Source organism: Phenylobacterium sp. (assembly GCF_030681155.1).
GTDB lineage: Bacteria > Pseudomonadota > Alphaproteobacteria > Caulobacterales > Caulobacteraceae > Phenylobacterium.
Map to the genome: position 1 here is coordinate 1 of NZ_JAUXXE010000001.1, position 20,404 is coordinate 20,404.

General features: G+C 67.1%; 22 protein-coding genes. 9 read left to right on the forward strand and 13 right to left on the reverse strand.

All coding sequences use genetic code 11. From position 1 onward, the window contains the following. Positions 1 to 51: 51 nt before the first annotated feature. Together argS and Q8M13_RS00010 are read right to left on the reverse strand one after the other, a co-directional pair. Positions 52 to 1,887 (reverse strand): arginine--tRNA ligase, encoded by a 1,836-nt coding sequence (gene argS / locus Q8M13_RS00005; protein ID WP_305297519.1) that lies wholly within the window; start codon positions 1,885 to 1,887, stop codon positions 52 to 54. Then, positions 1,884 to 2,570: a Tat pathway signal sequence domain protein gene (locus Q8M13_RS00010; RefSeq protein WP_305297520.1), complete on the reverse strand. Its 687-nt coding sequence runs from the start codon at positions 2,568 to 2,570 to the stop codon at positions 1,884 to 1,886. The genes argS and Q8M13_RS00010 overlap by 4 nt, the downstream gene beginning before the upstream one ends. Positions 2,571 to 2,698: 128 nt before the next feature. On the opposite strand from Q8M13_RS00010, the gene ispH reads away from it, so the two are divergent. From ispH to Q8M13_RS00030, 4 genes are read left to right on the forward strand one after another with little or no spacing between them, the layout of a single operon-like run. Then, a complete protein-coding gene (gene ispH / locus Q8M13_RS00015) occupies positions 2,699 to 3,664 on the forward strand; it encodes a 4-hydroxy-3-methylbut-2-enyl diphosphate reductase (RefSeq protein ID WP_305297522.1) in 966 nt (321 codons plus the stop codon). Positions 3,665 to 3,698: 34 nt separating this feature from the next. Next, positions 3,699 to 4,664 carry a homoserine kinase gene (gene thrB, locus Q8M13_RS00020; protein ID WP_305297524.1) on the forward strand — a complete coding sequence of 322 codons (966 nt, stop codon included), beginning with the start codon at positions 3,699 to 3,701 and terminating at the stop codon, positions 4,662 to 4,664. Next, positions 4,661 to 5,104: a ribonuclease HI gene (gene rnhA, locus Q8M13_RS00025; RefSeq protein WP_305297526.1), complete on the forward strand. Its 444-nt coding sequence runs from the start codon at positions 4,661 to 4,663 to the stop codon at positions 5,102 to 5,104. Before thrB ends, rnhA begins: the two co-directional genes overlap by 4 nt. 55 nt (positions 5,105 to 5,159) lie before the next feature. Next, positions 5,160 to 5,639 carry a MarR family winged helix-turn-helix transcriptional regulator gene (locus Q8M13_RS00030; RefSeq protein ID WP_305297528.1) on the forward strand — a complete coding sequence of 160 codons (480 nt, stop codon included), beginning with the start codon at positions 5,160 to 5,162 and terminating at the stop codon, positions 5,637 to 5,639. On the opposite strand, the gene Q8M13_RS00035 is transcribed toward Q8M13_RS00030, so the two are convergent. From Q8M13_RS00035 to Q8M13_RS00045, 3 genes are read right to left on the reverse strand one after another with little or no spacing between them, the layout of a single operon-like run. After that, positions 5,599 to 6,057 carry an NfeD family protein gene (locus Q8M13_RS00035; RefSeq protein ID WP_305297530.1) on the reverse strand — a complete coding sequence of 153 codons (459 nt, stop codon included), beginning with the start codon at positions 6,055 to 6,057 and terminating at the stop codon, positions 5,599 to 5,601. The genes Q8M13_RS00030 and Q8M13_RS00035 overlap by 41 nt on opposite strands. A gap of 4 nt (positions 6,058 to 6,061) precedes the next feature. Next, a complete protein-coding gene (locus Q8M13_RS00040) occupies positions 6,062 to 7,060 on the reverse strand; it encodes an SPFH domain-containing protein (protein WP_305297531.1) in 999 nt (332 codons plus the stop codon). 29 nt (positions 7,061 to 7,089) lie between these two features. Further along, on the reverse strand, positions 7,090 to 7,518 hold the full coding sequence (locus Q8M13_RS00045; protein WP_305297533.1) for a TIGR02301 family protein: 429 nt from the start codon (positions 7,516 to 7,518) through the stop codon (positions 7,090 to 7,092). 84 nt (positions 7,519 to 7,602) lie between these two features. Here Q8M13_RS00045 and Q8M13_RS00050 point away from each other — a divergent pair, with 84 nt between their 5' ends. Next, positions 7,603 to 8,118, forward strand: coding sequence for a hypothetical protein (locus tag Q8M13_RS00050; protein ID WP_305297535.1), 516 nt, complete (start codon positions 7,603 to 7,605; stop codon positions 8,116 to 8,118). Here the strand turns inward: Q8M13_RS00050 and Q8M13_RS00055 are convergent. Then, positions 8,115 to 9,035, reverse strand: coding sequence for a LysR family transcriptional regulator (locus tag Q8M13_RS00055; RefSeq protein WP_305297537.1), 921 nt, complete (start codon positions 9,033 to 9,035; stop codon positions 8,115 to 8,117). The genes Q8M13_RS00050 and Q8M13_RS00055 overlap by 4 nt on opposite strands. Before the next feature lie 113 nt (positions 9,036 to 9,148). Here Q8M13_RS00055 and Q8M13_RS00060 point away from each other — a divergent pair, with 113 nt between their 5' ends. Together Q8M13_RS00060 and wrbA are read left to right on the forward strand one after the other, a co-directional pair. Then, a complete protein-coding gene (locus Q8M13_RS00060) occupies positions 9,149 to 9,847 on the forward strand; it encodes a pirin family protein (RefSeq protein ID WP_305297538.1) in 699 nt (232 codons plus the stop codon). A gap of 69 nt (positions 9,848 to 9,916) precedes the next feature. Continuing rightward, entirely contained in the window at positions 9,917 to 10,516 is a 600-nt protein-coding gene (gene wrbA, locus Q8M13_RS00065) for an NAD(P)H:quinone oxidoreductase (RefSeq protein ID WP_305297540.1), read from the forward strand. Positions 10,517 to 10,788: 272 nt separating this feature from the next. Here the strand turns inward: wrbA and Q8M13_RS00070 are convergent, their stop codons facing one another. Next, entirely contained in the window at positions 10,789 to 11,487 is a 699-nt protein-coding gene (locus Q8M13_RS00070; protein ID WP_305297541.1) for a helix-turn-helix domain-containing protein, read from the reverse strand. A 166-nt stretch (positions 11,488 to 11,653) separates the two neighbouring features. Between Q8M13_RS00070 and Q8M13_RS00075 the strand changes: the two genes are divergently transcribed. After that, the gene (locus Q8M13_RS00075) at positions 11,654 to 12,799 is read left to right on the forward strand and encodes an acyl-CoA dehydrogenase family protein (RefSeq protein ID WP_305297543.1); all 1,146 of its coding nucleotides are present in this window, start codon (positions 11,654 to 11,656) and stop codon (positions 12,797 to 12,799) included. Positions 12,800 to 12,960: 161 nt separating this feature from the next. Here the strand turns inward: Q8M13_RS00075 and Q8M13_RS00080 are convergent, their stop codons facing one another. Continuing rightward, on the reverse strand, positions 12,961 to 13,938 hold the full coding sequence (locus Q8M13_RS00080; RefSeq protein ID WP_305297544.1) for a nitronate monooxygenase family protein: 978 nt from the start codon (positions 13,936 to 13,938) through the stop codon (positions 12,961 to 12,963). A 159-nt stretch (positions 13,939 to 14,097) separates the two neighbouring features. Continuing rightward, complete coding sequence (locus Q8M13_RS00085; protein WP_305297546.1) at positions 14,098 to 14,880, reverse strand: SDR family NAD(P)-dependent oxidoreductase; 783 nt, start codon at positions 14,878 to 14,880, stop codon at positions 14,098 to 14,100. Positions 14,881 to 15,024: 144 nt separating this feature from the next. Here Q8M13_RS00085 and Q8M13_RS00090 point away from each other — a divergent pair, with 144 nt between their 5' ends. Next, positions 15,025 to 15,822, forward strand: coding sequence for a glutathione S-transferase family protein (locus Q8M13_RS00090; RefSeq protein ID WP_305297548.1), 798 nt, complete (start codon positions 15,025 to 15,027; stop codon positions 15,820 to 15,822). A 9-nt stretch (positions 15,823 to 15,831) separates the two neighbouring features. Here the strand turns inward: Q8M13_RS00090 and yaaA are convergent, their stop codons facing one another. From yaaA to Q8M13_RS00110, 4 genes are read right to left on the reverse strand one after another with little or no spacing between them, the layout of a single operon-like run. Continuing rightward, entirely contained in the window at positions 15,832 to 16,632 is an 801-nt protein-coding gene (gene yaaA, locus Q8M13_RS00095) for a peroxide stress protein YaaA (protein ID WP_305297550.1), read from the reverse strand. Between the two features lie 7 nt (positions 16,633 to 16,639). Next, positions 16,640 to 18,049, reverse strand: a complete 1,410-nt coding sequence (locus tag Q8M13_RS00100; RefSeq protein WP_305297552.1) for an FAD-binding oxidoreductase — start codon at positions 18,047 to 18,049, stop codon at positions 16,640 to 16,642. 24 nt (positions 18,050 to 18,073) lie between these two features. Beyond that, positions 18,074 to 19,039: an L-threonylcarbamoyladenylate synthase gene (locus Q8M13_RS00105; RefSeq protein WP_370869900.1), complete on the reverse strand. Its 966-nt coding sequence runs from the start codon at positions 19,037 to 19,039 to the stop codon at positions 18,074 to 18,076. Further along, entirely contained in the window at positions 18,970 to 20,238 is a 1,269-nt protein-coding gene (locus tag Q8M13_RS00110) for a YceI family protein (protein WP_305297553.1), read from the reverse strand. The genes Q8M13_RS00105 and Q8M13_RS00110 overlap by 70 nt, the downstream gene beginning before the upstream one ends. Positions 20,239 to 20,404: the final 166 nt, after the last annotated feature.

Below are 20,404 nucleotides of genomic sequence, written 5' to 3' on the forward strand. Positions count from 1 at the left end.
GCGGCCATCAAGCGCACGCTTGAAGCCGCGGCAGCCGAATTTTAGCCCCGCCTACATCCGTTCCGGCGCGGCGATGCCCAGCAGATCCAGCGCTTGTTCCAACTGGCGCAGCGTCGTCTGCGCCAGCGTCAGGCGCGAAGCCTTCACCGCCGGCTCGGCCGACAGGATCGGGCAGGCGGCATAGAACTTCGAGAAGGCCTGGGCCAATTTGTAGGCGTGCTCGGCGATGAAGTTCGGCGCCTTCTTGTCGTAGGCGTCGATCAAGGCCTGATCGAAGGCGTCCAGCAACAGCACCAGGTCGCGCTCGGCCGGTTCGGATACGATGATCGGTCCGGCCTGCGCGCCGGCCTCAGCGGCCTTGCGCAGGACCGACTTCACCCGCACCGCCTGGTACAGGAGATAGGGGCCGGTCTTGCCCTCGAAGCTGGAGAAGCGGTCGAGGTCGAAAACGTAGGAGGTGCCGCGGAAGTTCTGCAGATCGGCGAACTTCAGCGCTGCGACCGCAACCTTGTTCGCCGTGTCCTCGAAGGCGTCCGGATCAAGCTCGCTGCCGAGGTCGGCCTCGTGCAAACGCTCACGGGCCTTGTCCCGGGTCATGACGATCATGTCGTTCAGCTTCAGCACCCCGCCCTCGCGGGTCTTGAACGGCTTGCCGTCCGTGCCGTTCATGGTGCCAAACCCGACGTGCTCCAGGCTGCCTCGTTCGGCATAGCCGGCGAGATAGGCGGCCCGGAAAACGATCTCGAAGTGATCGGCCTGGCGCTGATCCACGGCGTAGAGGACGTGGTGCGGGTCGAAGGTGTTCTTGCGGTCCAGGATCGTCGCCAGATCGGTCGTCCCGTACATAGCCGAGCCTTCCGACGAGACCACCAACAACGGGTCGGGGCTCGGGACCACGACCACCGTGCCGTCCGGCAGCTTCTTCTTCTTGGTTTCGTTCGGACCGGCCACGTGAACGATGCGGGCGCCCTGATCATCAACCAGCAAGCCCTTGGCCTCCAAGTCGGCGACCATCGGCTCTATCAGTTCGTCGACGTCGCTCTCGCCCTTCCAGAGGTCGAAGTCGACGCCCAGCGCATGAAAGTCGCGCTCAAGGGCGACCTTGGTCACCTTGGCGAAGTGCCGCCACAGCAAGAAGTAGCCAGGCTTGCGGCCCTGCAGCTCGGCGGTCAGCTTACGGGCGCGATCGCGATAGTCCGGCTCGGTCTTCCCGCGGGCGGCGGCCAGCGGATAGAGGCGGTCGAGATCGGCCAGGGTGATCTTTCCGTCGAGCACAGCGAAGGTCGCTGCTTCGTCCTGCGGCGTGATGTCTGACTTGGCGTTCAAGTCCTCCATCATCGCGCGGATCTCGGCGTCCTCGTCCATGACGGCGCCGATCAACAGGCCCATCTGGTAGCCCCAGTCGCCGAAGTGGGCGTCGCCCACCACGGTGTCGCCCCGGAACCGGTAGATGCGCTTCAGCGATTCGCCGATGATCGAGGACCGCAGGTGACCGACGTGCATCGGCTTGGCCACGTTCGGCCCGCCATAGTCGATCAGCACGCGGCGCGGTTCGTCCACCGGCTGGGCGCCCAGGCGCGGATCGGCGGCGATCTCACCCGCACGTTCCGACAGCGCGGCGTCACTGACCCGCAGGTTGATAAAGCCAGGGCCCGCGATTTCCACCGAGGCCAGGCGAGAATCGCCGGCCAGGTGGCTCACCACCTCTTCAGCGATCTCGCGCGGATTGCGCTTGGCCGCCTTGGACGCCGGCAGCGCGCCGTTGCATTGGAAGTCGGCAAGGTCTGGCCGGTCAGACGGCGTCACACGGCCAAGTTCGGCCGGCAGTCCCGCCGCGGCGAAGGCGGCTGCGACCGCTTCGCTCAGGCCCCTTTTAAGATCACTCATTTGGTTTCGTTGGTGTTCCCAGCCACGGCCGTGCCGGCGTTCAGCCGGAAGCGCTTACCGTCGCGGTTGAAAGCGGCCATCTCAGGCGTCACGTCGAAGCCGACGAGGATCTCGAAATTCGCGCCGCTGGTGGTTTGAGTCGCGCGCGGAATGGTCACCTGACCGATCTTCTCGCGTGCATAGAGGCGATCCTGGCCGGCCGCGAAGGTCACGGGCAGGTCGAAGTATTCCTTGGCGATGACGGCGTCGTTGCGCTTCGTCACGGCCACCCAATAACGGTAGTTCTTCGTGGACGACTCGGCCTGCGGGCCCCGGCCGAGGTCGAACAGGACTTCCATCGTCACCTTGATGGGTTCGTCGTCCTTGTACTGGCAGCCCGCCGAAATCCCCTGGATCTCGCCGGTATAGGCCACCGAGCCGGACGCCTCGCGGCCGTCCTTGAACTCGACATAGCGGCCGGCGTCGTAGAGCACCTTCACATAGGGGCATGGACCGGCGTTGCGCAGCTGGGGCAGCGGCGCCTGGACGTCGCTCCACTCGGAATCGCGCTTCTTCTTTTTCGCGGCGTCCTGTTCCTGCTGCTGCTGTTCGCCTTGGCGGCGTTGCTGAGCCGAGGCGATTTCAGGAGCCATGGAGCCGGCCATGATCAAGCCGGCGGCGAGCAACAGCAGAGGGCGGCGCATTTTGAGGTCGTCCAAAACAAGAGGGCGCGAGCCGATATCGGCCCTCGCGTGCTTTACCCTACTAATGGCTATCGATTGAGGCCGCAACGCGGCTGGCGGTCTGGCCGCTCAGCGCCTAACTTGGCGCCATGTTGCAAGAGCCCCGCCCCCGCCGTCCTCTCAAGGTGCTGCTCGCTACCCCGCGCGGTTTCTGCGCCGGTGTCGATCGCGCCATCCAGATCGTCGAACGCACGATCGAGAAGTATGGGGCGCCGGTCTATGTGCGCCACGAGATCGTTCACAACCGCCATGTGGTCGACCGGCTGAAGAGTCTGGGCGCAGTGTTCGTCGAAGAACTTTCGGAATGCCCGACCGACCGCCCGGTGGTGTTCTCGGCGCACGGCGTGCCCAAATCGGTCCCGGCCGAGGCGGCTGGTCGCCAGATGCTCTATCTCGACGCCACCTGCCCGCTGGTCTCCAAGGTCCATGTCGAGGCGCAACGTCACTATGACGCCGGCAAGGAAATCGTGCTGATCGGCCATGCCGGGCACCCGGAAGTCGTCGGCACCATGGGCCAACTTCCCGAAGGCGCCGTGGCCCTGATCGAGACCGTCGAGGACGCTCGCGCCTTTACGCCGAAGGATGCATCCAACGTCGCCTTCGCCACCCAGACCACCCTGTCGGTCGACGACACCGCAGAGATCGTCGCGGCGCTGCGCGAGCGGTTCCCGGAGATCTCCGCGCCACACAAGGAAGACATCTGCTACGCCACCACCAACCGCCAGGACGCGGTGAAGGTGGTCGCCAGCCGCGCCGACGTGCTGCTGGTCCTGGGCTCCGCCAACTCGTCAAATTCCGTGCGGCTGGTCGAGGTCGGCAAGCGCTCGGGGGCCAAGGGGGCCTATCTGATCGACGACGCCAGCGGGCTTGATCTGGCCTGGCTGGACGGCGCGACGACTGTTGGCGTCACAGCCGGCGCTTCGGCGCCGGAGGTGCTCGTCCAGGGCGTGATCGACCGTCTGGGCGAGACCTTCGACGTCACGGTCGAGGAAGTCGACACCGTCCGCGAGACGGTCAGCTTCAAGCTGCCAAGGGCTTTGACAACCGAGGCTTGACGCCGGGGCCGGCCTCCCGCATCCCCGGTCGCGCATGGCCGTATACACAGACATCACCGACGAGGAGCTCAACGCCCTCCTGTCCGACTTCGACCTCGGCGCGCCATTGGCGTTCAAGGGGATCGCCGAAGGCGTGGAGAACTCCAACTTTTTGCTGGAGACCGAGGCCGGGCGCTTCATCCTGACGGTCTACGAAAAGCGGGTCCGCGAAGACGAGCTGCCGTTCTTCCTGGGGCTCACACGCTGGCTGGCCCAGCACGGGTATCCGTCGGCGACGCCGATGATCGACAAGGCCGGCGAGGCGCTGAAGCGCGTGCGCGGAAAGCCCTGCGCGATCTTCAGCTTCCTGCCCGGACTGTCGGTTCGGCGGCCGACCGCAATTCACTGCCGCGAAGCCGGCCAAGGCCTGGCGCGCCTGCACCTCGCCGCCGACGGCTTTGCGCTCACCCGCGCCAACGACCTGGGCCAAGACGCCTGGGGGCCGCTGTTCGCCACCCTGCGCGACGACGCTGACAGCCTTAAGCCCGGCCTGGCCGCAGTGATCGACGCCGATCTCGCCCACATCGCCGCGAACTGGCCCACGGACCTGCCGCGCGGCGTGATCCACGCCGACTACTTCCCTGACAACGTCTTCTTCCAGGGCCCGATCTTCGCCGGCGCGATCGACTTCTATTTCGCCTGCGTGGACCAGCTGGCCTACGACATCGCCGTGGCGCTCAACGCTTGGTGCTTCGAGGCCGACGGCAGTTTCAACATCACCAGCGCCCGCGCCCTGCTGGCCGGCTATGAGGCCCACCGTCCGCTGACGCCCGCCGAGCGCGCGGCCTTGCCGGTGCTGGCCCACGGCGCGGCGATGCGGTTCTTCCTGACCCGCCTGCATGACTGGGGGGCGACGCCCGCCGGCGCCCTGGTGCGGCCAAAGGATCCGCTGGAGTACGAACGCAAGCTGGCGGTCCATCGCTCCGCGCCCGACCTCGTGCTGCTGAGCGAGGTCTCGTGACCCCGCAGGTCGTGATCTATTCGGACGGCGCCTGTTCGGGAAACCCGGGCCCCGGCGGCTGGGGCGCGGTGATGATCTCCGGCGAGCACGTCCGCGACATCTGCGGCGGCGAACCTGCGACCACCAACAACCGCATGGAGCTGATGGCCGCCATCCAGGCGCTGGAAGCCCTGAAGAAGCCCTGCAAGGTCGAGCTGCATACCGACTCCACCTACGTGATGAAGGGCATCTCGGAGTGGATCCATGGCTGGAAGAAGCGCGGCTGGATGACCGCCGACAAGAAGCCGGTGAAGAACGACGACCTCTGGCGGCGCCTGGACCTCGCCCGCGGCAAGCATGACGTCACTTGGAAATGGGTGAAAGGCCACGCCGGCCATCCGCTCAACGAACGCGCCGACGCCCTGGCCCGTCGTGGCCTTAAGGAAGCGCTCGCGGCTTGAAGCCGTGAGGGGCGATAGCCACTTCGTTCGAGATCGAACGAAGTGGAGTTTTCCCATGGCGACCGGTTTGCAAGACCGTCCCGATGTCCTGGTCTTCAGCGAGATTGGGATTATCGAACACTTGGCCCGGCACGCGGTGATCGCGCACCTGCCGCCCGGCGCGACCTACACCCAGTTCGAACTTTTGCAGTGCTTCACTCGGCTAGGTGACGGCCAGACCCCTGCGGAACTGGCTGACCTGATGATGATGTCCAAGCCGGCCATCACCAACGCCCTGCAGAAGATGCAGGACTTGGGCTTCGTGGTCGTGCTGGCCGACGTGAAGGATCGTCGCAAGAAGCGCGTAAGGCTGACAAAGGCGGGTACGGACGCCTATCTCCAGGTCCTGAAGGACCTCCAGTGGAAGATGGACGCCCTGCGCGAGGGCTTCACCGACAACGAATTCTCCCAGGCCCTGCCGTTCCTGCGATCGCTCCGGACCTTCCTGGAGGATGTCAGCGAACCGGGCGAACCAGCAGTCGCGTCCCGGCTCTGAGACCGACAACCTCGACGATCGTTTCGATCTCCAGCGGCGCGCCGTCCTCGGAGTCGGCGGCCCATTCCTTGCCATCAACCATCACCCGCCCGGCGCCGCCGACGAAGGCCATGGCGACGCGGCCCCGATGGCCGACTAGGCGCGCGACATTGTCATTGATGTCGCTCGCCCCTTGCGGCTCGCGCGGCCAGAATTTCCTCGCCGTGAGAGTGGTGACGATCGTCAACGCTGCGAACAGGCCGATCTCGAGGGCGGCGCTACTGGTGAACAGGCTAACAAAGGCCATGACCGCGGCCGAGGCCGACGGCCAGAGCAGCCAGCCTGAACCGGCCGCGACCTCGAAGGCCAGGATCGCAGCGGCTACGGCGATCCAGACCCAGAAGGTGTGCGTCCCGTAGAAGTCGACCAGCCCGCCCATGGGATCAGGCTCCGGTCGGCGGCACAGCCGGCCCGCGCGGCGACCGCGGAGCGGCGGCCGGCGCGGTGCGAGCGGGCGGCGGCGAGGCAGGCGCGCGGTCGGTCTGGATGGTCTTCACCAACTCGCCGACACCAGCCAGCGACCCGACCAGGGCCGACATCTCGGCCGGCACGATGACCGTCTTCTGATAGGGGCTCTCGGCCAGCTTGGCGAAAGCCTCGACGTACTTCTGGGCGACGAAGTAGTTGATAGCGTTGACGTCGCCGCGGGCGATGGCTTCGGACACCATGGCCGTCGCCTTGGCCTCGGCCTCGGCCTCGCGCTCACGCGCCTCGGCGTCGCGATAGGCGGCCTCGCGGCGGCCTTCGGCCTCGAGGATCGCCGCCTGCTTGGCGCCCTCGGCTCGGGCGATGGCCGCAGACTTCTCGCCGTCCGCCTCGGTGATGACCGCGCGACGCTCGCGTTCGGCCTTCATCTGACGCGCCATGGCGTTGGTGATGTCCGGACCCGGCATCAGGTCTTTGATCTCGATCCGCGCCACCTTCACGCCCCAGGGGCCGGTGGCGGAGTCGATGACGTGCAGCAGGCGAGTGTTGATCTGGTCGCGCTGCGACAGCACTTCGTCCAGCTCCATCGAGCCGACCACCGTCCGCAGGTTGGTCATGGCGAGCTGGGCGATGGCGTAGTTGAGATTGTCGACGCGATAGGCCGCGGCCGCGGCGTCCATCACCTGGATGAATACGATGCCGTCAACCTTTACGACGGCGTTGTCCTTGGTGATGACCTCCTGTTGGGGCACATCGAGGACCTGCTCCATCATGTTCACCCGGCGGCCGATCCCTTCGACGAAGGGCGTCAGGAAGGCGATGCCCGGCGGCAAGGTCCTCGTGTAGCGCCCGAAACGCTCGACGGTGTACTCGCGCCCTTGAGGAACGATCTTGATGGCCCCGAACAGGATCACCAGCGCAAGAACCAGTAGGACGACGGCCGTAGCCAATTCCATGACAACCTCTCCGAGAACCGGAGACCACCCTAACGCGGTGCAGGCTCCGCCGTCACGTCCTGTGCGCCTTCGGGCGGCAATACGGTCATCACCCGATACTTGGCCTGAGATAGCCCAAACGCGAGCTCCCGCCCTCGCACGGCGGCCGCGCCCTGGGCGCGCCGGGTCCCATCGCCACACGCAGGATAAAGTCGGCGGGCGTCGGCGAAGCCCGCATTGAAGCTGTCCTTCATCTCGCGCTCGAGCACCGGCTCGGCCTGTTCGGTCTCCACCAGGCGGTTCATGCGTGAGCGCCAGAACTGGTCCTCACCGCCCTCGCATGCCTGCCGAAGGGCGTGGCTCTCGCCCAGCACACGGGCAAGACTGACCAGAGACTCGCGCATCTCGATCGAGCGCTCCTGGGCGAAAGCGGGCAGAGGGAGCGCGGAAAGGATGAGGAGGAGCAGGGCCGGACGCATGGCCGCACTTAAATCTCCCGGCGCCGCCTTGTCATCATGCGTGCGTCGGCGCTAGCCACGGAGGCGGATTTTCTGGAGACCTCGATGCGCGCCTTAGTTCTCGCCCTGGCCATCGGTGCGACCTCGACGCTGGCGCTCGCCGCGCCGGCCAAGCCGGCGCCGGCGGCGAAGGCGGCGAGCTTTGATGCGCGCGATCCCACCGCCCTCGTCGGGCTGCTGAGCAGCATGGACGCGACGGCTAGCGTCGCCTCCAGCGGCAGCGGAATGGTGGTGCTGGACATCGCCACCCCCGGCGGGAAGTTCGGCGCCCAGTTCGTGCAATGCAACGAGGGCGGAAAGGCCTGTGGCGCAGTCGCCTTCTCGACGGCCTTCGAGCGTCGCGGTCCCAATCTTCAGCAGATCAACGACTTCAACCGGACCCAGGTCGCCTGCCGCGGCTATCTCACCGAGGATGGGCGTTCCAACGTTATGTATGCAGCCATGCTGACCTCGCGCCTCTCGGCCGCCGAGATGAAGCAGCACCTCGGAATCTGGCAGGGCTGCCTCTCGACGTTCGGGCGCTTCAACCGCGATCCGGTCGCGTATCTGGCCGGGGCCTAGGGCCGCCCCGCCGCCCAGGGCGCGGCGGCGAGCCGGTCGGCGAGGAAGTCGAACAGCACCTTGACCCGCACGGGCCGCAACCGACCGGGCGGGCTGACCAGATGCAGAGCGGGCAGCGGCGGAGACCAGTCTGTCATGACCGCCTCCAAGGCCCCGCTCCTCAGGTCCTCCCAGCAGATGAACTCTGGCTGCAGGGCGAGGCCGAGGCCGGAGCGCAGCGAGGGTCCAAGACTCTCGGCGCTGTTGACCTTCATCGGCCCGCTGACCGCCACGGCTTGGTCCCCCTCGGCCGCGTGCGCAAAGCGCCAGATGTCGGGCGTATCGACATTGGCGTAGGTGAAGCAGCGATGCTGGGCGAGGTCGCGTGGATGGGCCGGTCGCCCGAAGGCCTCGAAGTACCCCGGCGCGCCGACCAGCATGATCCGCATGTCGCACAGCTTGCGCGCCAACAGGGACGAGTCCTGCAACCGCGCGATGCGGATGGCGAGGTCGAAGCCATCGGCCACGAGATCGATCTTTTCATCGGCGAGGCTGAGGTCGATGGAGACCTCAGGATAGCGCGCCAGGAAATCGGGCAGGATCGGCGCTAGGTGCAACAGGCCGAAAGACATCGGCGCCGCCAACCGAACCAAGCCGCGCGGGATCACCGACTGGGCGGCGGTTTCGGCCTCCACCGCCTCGCCTTCGGCCAGGATTCGGCTCGCGCGCTCCAGAGCCGCGCGCCCGCTTTCCGTCAGCGAGATGCGGCGTGAGGTTCGATGGAACAGGCTGGCGCCCATTCGCGCTTCCAAGCGGCTGACAGCCTTCGAGACCGTGGCCTTGGACAGTTCCAGTTCTTCGGCGGCGCGCACGAACGAACCAGTTTCGGCGACCTTGGCCAGGATGGCCCAAGCTTCGAAGTCAGGGAGTTTCGGCATGTCACTTTTGGAAACAGTTGGTTTCCATCGTTTCTATTTCGAAATTCTGGGGAAGGGCTACTTATTTCATCGAACAGGCGGTCCCTTCGAGATCGCCTCCGGGAGACCAGACGATGATTGACCATCGACCCTTTGAAACCCTCGGCGGCGCCAACCACGGTTGGCTCGACGCCAAGCATCACTTCTCCTTCGCGGAGTACCACGATCCCAAGCGGATGAGCTGGGGCGCCCTGCGGGTTTGGAACGACGACAAGATCGCGCCGAACTCCGGCTTCCCGCCCCACCCGCACGCGAACATGGAAATCATCACCTATGTCCGCAGCGGGGCGATCACCCACCAGGACAGCCTGGGCAACACCGGCAGAACCGAGGCCGGCGACGTTCAGGTGATGAGCGCCGGCTCGGGCATCCGCCACGCCGAGTTCAACGTCGAGAACGAAGACACCACGCTGTTCCAGATCTGGATCCTGCCGACCAAGGCCGGCGGCGAACCTTCCTGGGGCGCCAAGCCCTTCCCCAAGGGCGACCGCGCGGGGAAGTTCGTGACCCTGGCCAGCGGCATCGACGGCGACACCGACGTGCTGCCGATCCGCGCCGACGGCCGGGTTGTGGCCGCCACGCTGAAAGCCGGCGAGAGCGCGGAATATCAGCTCGGCGAAGGTCGCTACGCCTATCTGGTGCCGGCCACCGGCTCGATCGAGGTCAACGGCGTCACCGCCAAGGCCCGCGACGGCCTGGCGATCCGCGACGAAGCCACGGTGCGCGTCACCGCGCTTGAAGACGCCGAGCTCGTCCTCGTCGACGCCGCCTAACTCATAAGGCCCGGGCCATCAGGCCCGGGCCGCCCCTTTCCTATTCCCGCTCCAGTCAGGAACCCGCCCATGACCAAGATCCTCGTCCTCTACCACTCGACCTACGGCCACATCGAAACCATGGCTAAGGCCGTCGCGGAGGGCGCCCGCGAGGCCGGCGCGAGCGTCGATATCAAGCGCGTGCCTGAAACGGTGCCGGACGAACTGGCCAAGGCCTCGCACTACAAGATGGACCAGGACGCCCCGATCGCCACGGTGGATGATCTCGCCAACTACGACGCCATCATCCTGGGCGTCGGCACGCGCTACGGCCGGATGGCCTCGCAAATGGCGGCGTTCTGGGATCAGACCGGCGGCCTCTGGGCCAAGGGCGCCCTGGTCGGCAAGGTCGGCGGGGTCTTCACCTCGACCGCCACCCAGCACGGCGGCCAGGAAACGACGATCATGTCGACTATCACCCAGCTGCTGCACCACGGGATGGTCATCGTCGGCCTGCCCTATGCCTGGGCCGGCCAGATGAAGCTGGACGAGATCACCGGCGGCTCGCCCTACGGCGCCACGACCATCACCGGCGGCGACGGCTCACGCCAGCCGAGCGCCAACGAACTTGAAGGCGCCCGCTATCAGGGCCGCCACACCGCGCAAATCGCCGCCAAGGTCGCGGCGTAGCGAGGCTTGTCGCCCTCCATCTTCGATGGGCGACGGCCGGCTGGTCCTACCCGCTCCGATCGTCATCCCCGGCCGCGTATGCGTGCCGGGGATCCATACGCACCGGCCTTCCCGGCCCTGCTCGGTGGTTATGGATGGCCGGGTCCTGGCGGCCCGGCCATGACGAACACATAGAGAAACTTCATACTCGATAGTGGAGGGGCGAGACCGAGTTCGGCGCCTGAGGCTCGCCCCCTCCACCGCTTCGCAGGGGAGGAAAGGGAGGTTCGTGTTCAACTGGCGAGCTTACGCTCCTTGGCGAAAGGACTGAGGCCGAGCCAGGTCTGCATATCGGCGGCAAGCTGACGATCCCCTGTCAGGGCGAGCCGTTCCGCGCGCAGCGCTCCGGCCACCGTCTCCATCCCCATCCAGATCGCGGTCATGGTCCGCAAATCGGTGGAGACGAAGAGGTCGACATTGAAGCCCGGATCCATCGAGCACAGATCGACGCTCCCGTCGGGATCGACCAACAACCACCAGGATCGCTGAATCGGCGGCAGTTCAGGGAACCTGAACTGGACCGTGCTGCGCCGCTTGGGCATGGGCGTCGGATCCAGATTGCGACGCATGTCCCACATCAGCAGCGGCGCATCGAGGTTCTGCAGCGAAAGCTCCGTGGAGATCCAGCGCTGGCCCCAGATGCCGAACGCATCCACCAGCGGCGCCAGCTCCTCGCCGGCCAACGTCAGGCGATATTCGTGAACGCTGGGGTCGGCCATCGAGGGATCGCGCCGGACAATCCCGGCCACCTCCAACTCCTTCAGCCGCTGCGATAGCAACGCCGGCGACATGCGCGGCACCCCGCGCCGCAGATCGTTGAAACGCGTCGAGCCGGCCACAAGCTCGCGCAGCAGGACGATGGTCCAGCGCGTGCAAAGGACCTCCGCCGCCATCGAGACCGGACAGAATTGTCTGTAGCTGCCCTGGGTCATGGGTTTCCTCCAAGAAGGCGCAGGCGCAAAATAGGCCCATGGCCGACCGGGGCCTAGTTCATTTCCTGTACCGGGCAAGTTCAGTTCCTGAACTGGTCGCATCGAACCGGACCTGAGAGCTTGCCGACGACAGGGGGAAACTGATCCCCGGCTCAAGGAGCTGAACATGTTGCTCGATGTCCAAACCAAGACCAAATCCGGCCAAGTCGATTGGCTCGCTCGCGCCGACGCCGTCGCCGCCGAGATCGCCGCCGAGGCGCCGCTACACGACGCCGAAGAAAGCTTCGTCTTCGACGCCTATGAACGACTCCAGGCTCAGGGCTTCTTCAGCGCGCTGGTCCCTGCGGAGTTCGGGGGCGGCGGCGCCGATCTCGCCGACATCTGCGGGGTCGTGCGCCGGCTGGGCGCAGCCTGCGGTTCAACCGCCCTCGCCTTTTCGATGCATAGCCATCTGGTCGCCGTCGCCGCCTGGCGCTGGCGGGTCCAGCAGGCGCCGACCGAAGGCCTGCTCAAGCGGGTCGCTGGGGAAAACCTGGTGCTGGTATCAAGCGGCGGATCGGACTGGCTGAGCAGCGGCGGCGACGCCGTGAAGGTCGAGGGCGGGTTCAAGATCACCGGCCGCAAGGTCTTCTCCAGCGGCTGCCCTGCCGGCGACCTGCTGGTCACCAGCGCGGTCTATGACGACCCGGAGGCCGGCCCCACCGTCCTGCACTTCGCCGTCTCGATGAAGGCCGAGGGCGTCAAGATCCTCGACACCTGGCGCGTGCTGGGGATGCGGGGCACCGGCTCGCAGGATGTCGAGTTGAAGGACGTCTTCGTGCCGGACGCGGCGATCTCGGGCCGGCGGCCGAAAGGCAAGTGGCACCCGCTGTTCCACACCATCTCGATGATCGCCTTCCCCCTGATCTACTCGGCCTATGTCGGCGTCGCGCAGGGGGCCCGCGCCAAGGCCCTGACGATCGCCCGCAAGAAGCAGGGCGACTACAACCTGCCCTATCTGGTCGGTGAGATGGAGAACGCGCTCCAGACCGCGGAGATGGCTCTGGAGTCCATGATCGGCTTGGCTGAGACCGCCACGCCCGGCCCCGAGACGACCGGCCGCGCCATGACCGGCCGGACCCTGGTAGGCCAGTCGGCGATCCGGACCGTCGAGCGCGCCATGGAGGTGGCGGGCGGGGCGTCCTTCTATCGGGACACCGGCCTGGAGCGCGCCTTCCGCGACGTGCAGGGCGCGCGCTTCCACCCGCTGCAGGAAAAGCCGCAGTTGCTCTATGCCGGTCGCCTGGCGCTCGGCCTGGATATCGACGGGTAGCGCCGCGCTGTCATCCCGGAAAGCCCAACGGGCTTGTCCGGGACCCATTCGCGCCGCGTTGGCGGAAGATGGCGCCGCCTCGCGACAGCTTGCACGATCAGGTGTTCATGGGTCCCGGACAGCCGCTATGCGGCTTCCGGGATGACACCATAAAACGCGGACTAGGCCTCAACCTTGGTCCGCAGCTTGGCGGTGCGGTCGATGGCGGCTTCGGCTTCCTGGATCAGTTGAGCGACGATCTCGCCGGCCGGCATCACGCTGTGGACGCCGCCCGCCGACTGGCCCATGGCGAAGCAGGACTTGTCGGGATCCAGGCCCTCGATCTGACCGCCGATCCCGCCCATGGCGCCGGCCCGTTGCGAAACCATGGCCTGCATAGGGAAGGCCTGGATGTCCTGGGGCCGGGTCTCCCACTCGTCGACATAGGGGTTCTTCTTCACCCGCATCGGCTTGCCCGAATAGGAACGGGTCCGGATGGTGTCCTCGTCGGCCGCCTCAATGATCGCCTGGCGATAAAGCTCGCCGGCATGGGCTTCTTCGGAGGCGATGAACCGGGTGCCCATCCAGACGCCGGTGGCGCCCAGCGCCAGCGCCGCGGCCAGGCCGCGTCCGTCATAGAGGCCGCCGGCGGCGACCACCGGGATCTTCACGGCTTCGACGGCCTGGGCGACCAGCGGCATAGTGCCGACCAGGCCGGTATGACCACCGCCCTCGCCGCCCTGGCAGATGACCGCGTCGCAGCCGGCCTGCTCGGCCTTCACGGCGTGCTTCACCGCGCCGCAGACGACCATGACCTTCAGGCCGGCCTTCTTGAGCTTTTCCATGATCGGCATGGGAACGCCGAGGCCGGCGACAAAGCTGGAGGCGCCTTCCTCGATGATGATCTCGACGGCAGCGGTCAGGCTCTCGGGTGAAGCGGCCAGCAGATCGACGCCGAACGGCTTGTCGGTCAGGCTTTTGACCTTGCGCATCTCATCGCGGATGAACTCGGGCGTGCGTCCGGCCATGCCGAGCACGCCATAGCCGCCGGCGTTCGACACCGCGGCCACCAGCTCGGCGTAGGAGACACCGCCCATGCCGGCGAGCATGATCGGGTGCTTGACCCCCAGCAGGTCGCAAAGCGGAGTGTGCAGCGTCATCGAAATCCTCCCAAATCTTATGCCGGGAGGATGGCGCCGGGCGTCGGCGATTGAAACCGTGACCCGACGTCATGAAGGGCGTGGCGACGCCAAACTCGTCATCCTCCGGGCGTCTGAAAGACGATCCGGGGGACGACGAAGGTTGGGAAGGTGGCAGCCCTAGAAAATGCCGTAGCCGCCGTCGATCAGCACCGAGTCGCCGGTGTGGAAGGCCGAGGCGTCGGAGGCGAAATAGACCGCCATGCCGCCGAAGTCGGCGGGCTTGCCCCAGCGACGCATCGGCACGCGCTTGATGACGTTGTCGTTGAACTTGTTGTTGTCCTGGGCGCCGGCGGTCATGTCGGTGGCGATCCAGCCCGGCAGGATGGCGTTGGCGCGCAGGCCATAGCGGGCGTGCTCCACGGCGATGGCGCGGATCATCGGGATCAACGCGCCCTTGGTCGCCGCATCGGCCTGGTTGCGGGCCGCGCCGTCGAGGGCCGAGAGCGAGGAGATCGCCACTAGCGAACCGCCGGGGTCGCCCTGTTCGGCGCGCGCGACGATATGCTTGCAGGCTTCGCGGAAGGTGAAGAACACCCCGTCGAGATTGACCGACAGCACCTTGCGATAGGTCTCGGTCGGGAACTCGGAGAAGGACTTGGCGCCGCCGCCGATGCCGGCGTTGGCGACCACGGTGTCGACCCGGCCCATCTTGGCCACAGCCTCGACCATGCCGGCAGCCACCGCATGTTCGTCGGCGACATTGACCACCTGGGTCAGGACCCGCACGCCGGTCGCCTTGAGTTTGTCTTGCGCGTCGGCGTTCTTCTGGGCGTTGGAGCCCCAGATCACGATGTCCGCGCCGGCCTGGGCCATGGCCTCGACCATGCCGAAGCCGATACCGCCGTTGCCGCCGGTGACCAAAGCCACCTTGCCGGTGAGATCGAATGGTTTGTAGGCCAAGGCGCTTCCCTCATTTTCAAACAATTGTTGGGGCGCAGGGGAGCGTGCTTACGCCCCGGCCGTCAACCCGCTGAGATTGACTTTCGGTGCGGCCGGGCGGCTCGATCTCGTCGGGCGACGACAGAGCGCCGAGGGAGACTGAATGTGCTGAAGCTCTATGATCACCCGCTCTCGCCCTATGCCCAGAAGGTCAAGATCGCGCTGCGCGAGAAGGGCCAGCCGTTCGAGACGCTAATGCCCGGCGGCCTGGGGGCGGGCGGCGCCCAGGGCGAGTTCATCCAGGCCAATCCCCGCGCCGAGGTCCCGGCCCTGGTGGACGGCGAGGTGATGATCTTCGATTCCACCATCATCCTCGAATACCTCGAAGACCGCTGGCCGACCCCGGCCTTGCTGCCCGGCGCCCCGGCCGAGCGCGCCCGCGTGCGGATGCTGGAAGAGGCGATGGACACCCACTTCGAGGCCATCAACTGGGGGCTCTCGGAGATCCGCTGGTTCCGCCGAGCCGAGGGCGAGCTGGAGCGTACCTTGCTGGCCCGCGCCGCCAGCCAGACGCGGCGCTGGTTCGGCTGGCTCGAAGGCCAGCTTGAAGGGCGGACCTGGTTCAACGGCGAGGCGTTCGGCTGGGGCGACCTGGCGGTGGCGCCGTATCTCAACGGCTCCGTCGGCCACGGCTTCCCGCCGGACAAGGGCTCGAGGCTGGAGGACTGGCTGGCGCGGGCCAATGCGCGGGCCTCGGTCGCGCAAACCTCGGCCGAAGCCGCGGCCTCGGCCAGCGCCTCGACCATGCCCAATGTCGCCGAACTGGTCCGCCAGGGCCTGTTCAAGCGCGAGTACCGCGATCACCGGCTGGAGTGGATGATCAAGAGCGGCGGCGCGCAGGTGGTGATGGACGGGCTGGAGCGCGACAATATCCGCTTCAGCCCCGACTTCGGGCCGCGCTGACCAGGCCGATCAGGCCTTGGCCTTCTTCGCGGCCGAAGGAGGCGGCGGCTGCGGGCGCGAGAACACCCATTCGGTGTCGCTCGAGGCGCTCTTCTGGAAGCTGTAGCCCGCGACATCGAACGCCCGCAGGTCGTTGGCCCGCTCTATCCGATTGTCGATGACGTAGCGGGCCATCAGACCGCGCGCCTTCTTGGCGTAGAACGAGATGATTTTCGACGAGCCGTCCTTCTCCTCGAAGAACTTGGTCGTCACCACCGGGATGGTCAGGGCCTTCACATCGACGGCGCCGAAATATTCCTGGCTGGCGCAGTTCACCAGCGTCGGGTCCTTGTGGCCGCGCGCGGCTTCATTGAGCGCCACGGCGATCCTGTCGCCCCAGAAGTCGTAGAGACTGCCGCCCCGCTTCGTCTTGATCCGCACACCCATTTCCAGGCGGTAGGCCTGGATGGCGTCGAGCGGCCGCAGCACGCCATAGAGCCCCGAGAGGATGCGCACCCGGTCCTGAGCGAAGGCCAACGCCTTCTTGTCCAGCTCTCGCGCCTTCAGCCCCGAATAGACGTCGCCGTTGAAGGCGAAGGCGGCTTGCAGGCCGTCCTCCATGGCCGGGTCGAAGGCCTGGAATCGTTCGCGGTTCAGGTCCGCCAGCTTGTCCGACAGGTCCATCATCCGCTTCAGATCCGAGGTCTTCAGCTTCCGGGTCGTGAGCGCCAGTTCGGCGATGTCGGCGGCCATTTCAGGCGTAGTGGCGGCGACGGGAATGTCCGGGCGCGTGAAATCCATCGCCTTGGCGGGTGAAATGACGATCAGCATGAGGGACTCAGAAGAGGACGCGCGGGTTCATGATCCGCTTGGGGTCCAGGCTTTGCCGTATCGCCGTCAGGGCCGCAACCTCGACCGGCGACTTGTAGCGCCGGGCCTCTTCGGTCTTCATCGAACCGAGGCCATGCTCGGCCGAGATCGAGCCGCCCATCGAGGCGACGATGTCGTGGACAATCCGCGAGCCGTCGGCGCGCAAGGCCGAGTGAACGGCGTTGTCGCCGCCGTCGGGACGGATGACGTCGTAGTGGATATTGCCATCACCCATGTGGCCGAAGGCGGTGACGCGAGCGCCGGGAACCAGGGCCTCCATGCGGGCGGTCGCCTGGTCAAGGAACTCCGCCACCCGGCTGACCGGCACCGAGACGTCGTGCTTCCAAGTCGCGCCCTCGGGCTTCTGGCCCGGCGACTGGTTTTCGCGGATCGACCAGAAGGCCTTGGCCTGGGCCTTGCTCTGGGCGACCGCGGCGTCGCGGATCAGGCCGTCGTCCAGCGCCTTGCCGAGCAGGCGCTCCATCGCCGCCTCCGCCGCGCCCGGCTCGCCCGAGGCGAGCTCGATCAACACGTACCAGGGGTGGACCTCGCCTAAAGGGTCGCGCTGGCCGGCGATGTTCTTCAGCACAAACTCGATCCCGCGCCGGCCCATCAGTTCGAAGGCCTCGACCGCGCCGCCGGCCGCGTCCTTGGCCTGAACCAGCAGTTGGCTCGCGGCCTGGGGCGTATCGACCGCGGCGATGGCGGTGGCGCGCGACACCAGGACCGGGAACAGCTTCAGGCTCGCAGCGGTGACGACGCCGAGCGTGCCCTCGGCGCCGATCAACAGCTGCTTTAGGTCGTAGCCGGTATTGTCCTTGCGCAGGCGCTTGAGCCCATTCCAAATCTCGCCGTTGGGCAGGACGGCTTCCAAGCCCAGCACCAGGTCGCGGGTGTTGCCATAGCGCAGCACGGCGGTGCCGCCGGCGTTGGTGGAGACCACGCCGCCGATGGTGGCGCTGCCTTCGGAGGCCAGGTCCAGCGGGAACCGGCGGCCCTTCTCCAGCGCCGCCTCATGCACCGCGGCCAGGGTGACGCCGGCTTCGGCGACGATCACGTCGTCGAAGGCGTCGATGTCGCGGATGGTCCGCAGGCGCTCGGTGGAGAGCAGGATTTCGCCGAGCGGGATCTGGCCGCCGACCAGGCCGGTGTTGCCGCCCTGGGGCGTGATCGGCACGCCGGCCGCCGCGCAGATCCCGATCACGGCGGCGACGTCCTGCGGAGTTTTCGGCAGGGCCAGAAAGGGCGTGTTCCCGTGCCAGCGGTCGCGCCATTCGACCAGCTTGGGCGCCAGGCGCTCGGGGTCCTGGCTCCACCCCCCCTCGCCCAGCACAGCTTTCAGGCGGGAGAGGACATTGGCGGGAACGGAAACGGTCATGGCGCCGATCCTAGCGCCTGGCGCCTAGCCGACAAAGCCCGCCGCGCGCTTGAGCCGGTCGTTGATCGCCTCGCCCAAGCCCTCATAGGGAATAGGGGCGACGGCGATGGCGAGTGGGTCGGTGCGGTCGGCGTCGCGCAGATAGGCGAACAGCCGCGCGGCGGCCTCGCGCAGGTCGCCGGAGGGACTGAGGTTCCAACGATGGTCGCCGGGGCCGAAGGCGAGATAGGCCTCGCCCGGTTCCGGCGCCATGGCGTTCAGGCGCACCGGGGCCTTGGGCGAATAGTGGCGTGCCAGGCGGCCGGGCGAGCGCTTGGCGTCGGCGTGCGCTTCGGCCAGCGGGCCGATCAACGCCTCGATCTGCGCGCGTGTGACGGAGCCGGGACGCAGCAGGCGTGGCTCGTCCAGCAGGGCGACGACGGTGGATTCCAGCCCGACCTCGCAGGGACCGCCGTCGAGAACCGCGGCTGCGCTGACGCCGGTTTCCTCCACCGCATCAGCGAAGTTGGTCGGGCTCGGACGCCCTGAGCGATTGGCCGACGGCGCCACCACCGGCCCGCCGAATCTAGCCAGCAGGGCGTGGGCCAGCGGATGGGCCGGAACCCGGACCGCGACAGTGTCGAGCCCGGCGCGGGCCAGGTCGCAGACCGGGGTGTCCGGCGCGATCGGCAGGACCAGGGTCAGGGGGCCAGGCCAGAATTGTTCCGCCAGCTTGCGGGCGCGGTCATCGAAGATCGCGATCTTCTCGGCGGCGGCCAGGTCGGCGACATGGCTGATCAGCGGATTGAAGCGCGGCCGGCCCTTGGCCTCGAAAATCGCCGCGACCACGGCCGGATCGGACGCATCGCCGGCCAGGCCGTAGACTGTCTCGGTCGGCAGGATCACCAGGCCGCCGGCGCGCAGGGCCGCCTCGGCGGCGGCTAACGCCGCGTCGCCGTCAGGTTGACGTTCACCTTCACGTCGGCCGGGATCTGATCGGTCTTTGTCCACTCGCCCTGTCCGACGCCAAAGGCTGTGCGGTCGAGGTTGGTTACACCGCTGACGCGCGCCTTGTCGCCTTCGATCTGCAGTCGGAACGGCAGGCGCGCCGGACGGCTGACGCCGCGCAGGGTCAGTTGGCCAAGGGCGATGTAGCGATCTGTTCCAGCCTTCTCGAACTTGCTGGCGGTGAAGGTCGCCTTGGCGTGATTGGCGGTGTCGAACCAATCGCCGCCCCTTAGGGATTCGTCGCGCTGGCCATCGCCGGTGACCGCCGAGGCCAGATTGATGCTGACGCTCACCTTGGACTTGTCCAAGGCCTCGGGGCTGAAACGGATGTCGGCGGTCCAGCGGTCGAAGCGACCCTCGATGGCCTGACCGCCCCAGGTCGTGGTGAAGCCGAGCGTCGATCCCTGGTTCACCTTCCAGGCGGACGCCTCGACCGGGGCTTCGGCGGCTGGCGTCGCCGCGCTGATGTCCACAACGGCCGGCGCCGGCGCCATCGGCGCCTGGGCGGCGGCGACCTCGACGACCGGCGGGGGCGGCAGCGGCTTAGAAGCCTGGGCGACTGGCCGGATGGTCTGGGCGGCGGCGGCCACGCCCAGTGCGACGACCGCGATCGCGATCAGGCGCGGATCGAACCAGCGCCCGGGGTTGGCGCCCGGCGCCATGTGGGCCAGCACCGGCTCGTCGCGGCTGAAAAGCTGATGCTTCAGGGCGCCGGCGACGTGCAGGGCGATCAGCACATAGGCGCCCCAGGCCAACACCTCGTGACCCGTCTGGCCAAAGCTGTTCCAGGCGGTTTTCGCCGGTCCCACGAGATGGGCCAACCCTGGGAAGTGCGGCCAGGGGATCGCGCCGAACAGTAGCGTCGGGACCTGGATGCGGCTGGTCGACACCATGATCCAGCCGGTGATCGGCATGCCGATCATGATCACATAGAGGCCGATGTGGGCGACCCTGGCCAACCACCGCTCCAAGGTCGCCATACCTGCGGGCAACGGCGGCGGACGATGCGTCAAGCGCCAGGCCAGGCGCGCCAAGCTCAGCAGCAGAATGGAGATGCCGACCGACTTGTGAAGCTGGATGAGGGCGAAGCCCTGCGGTGTCCGACCGTCCATGCGCCAGGCCAGGATCACCTGGAAGATGATCGCTGCGGCGATCAGCCAATGGAGAACGATGGCGACGGTGCTGTAGCGGGTACGGGTCATCGGTTCTGCTGTCTTTGGGAGGTCGGCTTCGACACGAGTTCAGCATCGTCTCCGGTCTCGCCGACGGTGAAGCTCAGGCTTTGCAAATGGCTCAACGCCAGCGCCGCGGAAAGGCGTCCCCAGCCTCACGAAGCCGTGAAGTGTTGGAGCTCTACCCCGCCTTGCC